Source organism: Cupriavidus sp. 01L45 (genome assembly GCF_056399885.1).
This window is the reverse complement of record NZ_JBFTSG010000142.1, coordinates 1-2,349: the sequence shown is the minus strand read 5'-3', so window position 1 is coordinate 2,349 and position 2,349 is coordinate 1. Positions and strand designations below refer to the sequence as shown.

Annotated in this window: 2 protein-coding genes and 1 pseudogene; all 3 read left to right on the top strand. The window is 62.7% G+C overall.

Translation table 11 applies throughout. The features are described 5' to 3' along the window. Positions 1–1,489 (top strand): phospholipase effector Tle1 domain-containing protein (locus AC1DT6_RS40385; RefSeq protein WP_477115617.1); only part of this gene is annotated, 1,489 nt, incomplete at its 5' end. A 21-nt stretch (positions 1,490–1,510) separates the two neighbouring features. Then, on the top strand, positions 1,511–1,858 hold the full coding sequence (locus AC1DT6_RS40380; protein ID WP_441637716.1) for a hypothetical protein: 348 nt from the start codon (positions 1,511–1,513) through the stop codon (positions 1,856–1,858). Between the two features lie 84 nt (positions 1,859–1,942). Beyond that, a pseudogene (locus AC1DT6_RS40375) lies at positions 1,943–2,349 on the top strand (ABC transporter ATP-binding protein); the annotation flags it as partial.

The following is a 2,349-nucleotide window of genomic DNA, read 5'->3' as shown; positions in this document are numbered from 1 at the left end:
CGATGACGAGATCGCCGCGAAGATCAAGGACTACGAGCGCCGCGTCGACCACCAGCAGCGGCCCGACCCGGAGGACCCGCCGCGCAAGCGCAAGGACTGGTTCGCGCCGCTGACGCAGGAACTGTCGAAGAAGCTGCGCGCCAGGCTCGATGTCAAGCGGCTGCCCCGGATCCCGTTCGTGTCCGTGTCGGTGTTCGGCTTCTCGCGCGGCGCGGTCCAGGCGCGTGCCTTTTGCYACTGGTTCCAGGATGCGYTGCAAGACGGCAAGTTCGCCGGCATTGACACGGATATCCGCTTCCTCGGGCTGTTCGACTCGGTGGCYACGGTGGGCACCAGCGACTCCATGCACCATTCCCTTGGCCTGCCGCGCTGGCTGGCCAGCGGCCACTCCGGCTGGGCCGCGGAGATACTSAAGCCGCTGCCCGCGCTGGTGAAGAAGACGGTTCACTATATCGCCGCCCACGAGCAGCGCATGAATTTCCCGGTCACGCGGATCGYCGGCGGCCAAAACGTCGAGGAGGTGCTGTACCCCGGCATGCACTCGGACGTGGGCGGCGGCTATGGGGCGGGCGACCAGGGCAAGGCCCGGGATGGCCTGCCCGCGCTGATGTCGCAGATCCCGCTGCTGCATATGTACAAGGCGGCCCTGCTGGCTGGCGTGCCGCTTACCACGTATCCATATCTCGATGGCGATGCAAGAATGGATGTCGAGATCGACCCCAGCCTGGTGCAGGTCTGGAACCAGTACATGCGGTGGAGCCGTTGCGAAGGCGGGCCSTAYAACGAGCAGMTCAGCCAGCACTACGCGCGCTTTTTCCAGTGGCGTGCGTGGCTGCTGCGGCGTTTGGAACAGCGCCCTTTCTACCTCGCGTCCAATCCCCAGGACCAGRCCGACCTGCAGGAATCGAATGACCGCCTCAAGGGCGACCTGGTRCTGGTGCGATACCGGGCCGCGCCCSATCGTTCCCCTTATGGGGATCGCAACCCGCTCATGCTGTCGCCCCAGGAGCGTGCCGGGGCCAACCTGATGCAGGTACTCGCCGCCAATATGGCCAAAGCGCTGACGCCGTTTGAGACCGCTGCGATGTCSCACTTTGAAGATCCTGTGCCGCCGCCGGATGGCTGCCATGCGCTGTTCGAGGACCACATGCATGACTCGCTGGCGGGCTTCTACATGGCAGGSGCCGTGACCGAGCTCGATCGCAACACGGCCATCGAGAATGTGTGCCGCAAGCATGCGGCCAACCGGCCGCTCAGCGGGTTCGAGGTGAAGATCTACAAGGAAAACCAGGCCTGGATCGACCGCCGGATGACACCGCCGGAGGTTGGCCAGGGGCCGAATTGCAAGGCAGAGATGGGCGCCGTCTTCCCGGTGCAGACCGATGCGGATGTCGGAGACCTGCGCGACTGGGTGATCGTGAGCCAGACCAACACGCGGCGGGAGGGCGGTGGCTACCTGCGGGACCGGGCCATCTTTAGCGAGATGTAAAGAACGTCAATCGAGAAGAATATGAAATTTGATCGCGCCATCGAGGCCTTCATCAAGGAATTTGTCTCGGACCTGGCCAACAAGAACGTCGCGATTTTTGCGGGCGCTGGCATGTCGAAGAGCGTGGGTTATGTGGACTGGCCATCGCTCCTTAGTGATATCGCGGCTGAGCTCGGCCTGAGCGTGGATAAAGAGCACGATCTGATATCGCTGGCCCAGTATCACGTGAGTCATCGCGGCAACCGATCCGGGATTACAAAAAATACTGGAGGAGTTTTCTCATCAGGGCGAACTGTCGGAGACGCACAAAATCCTGACGCGCTTGCCTATTCCGGTCTACTGGACCACGAATTACGACACGCTGATTGAGGATTCTCTCAAGGATGCGTTCAAGATCGCGGACGTCAAAAAGGATGACAAGCAGCTAGCAAATACGCGGCCCAAGCGTGATGCGGCATGTGCCTGGTGCCGGAGAAGCGCGAGCTGTTCGGCTCGATGAGCGTGGCGGACAACCTGGTGCTGGGGGCGTATCGTCGCAAGCGCGCCGGGGAGAAGAACTTTCTCGACCAGATGGAAGTGGTCTACGGCTTGTTCCCGCGCCTGAAGGAGCGGGCGAAGCAGGATGCCGGCACGCTGTCCGGCGGCGAGCGCCAGATGCTGGCGGTGGGCCGCGCGCTGATGGCCAAGCCGCAACTGCTGATGCTGGATGAACCAAGCCTCGGGCTGGCGCCGCTGATCGTGAAGGAAATCTTCCACATCATCAACGACCTGCGCAAGACCGGTGTGGCGACACTGCTGATCGAGCAGAACGCACGCGCGGCGCTGCAGGTGGCGGACTATGGGTATGTGATCGAGACGGG

Bases quoted from the DNA above. Each gene is read 5' to 3' on its own strand.
- AC1DT6_RS40380 (WP_441637716.1), top strand. From the start codon at position 1,511: ATGAAATTTGATCGCGCCATCGAGGCCTTCATCAAGGAATTTGTCTCG.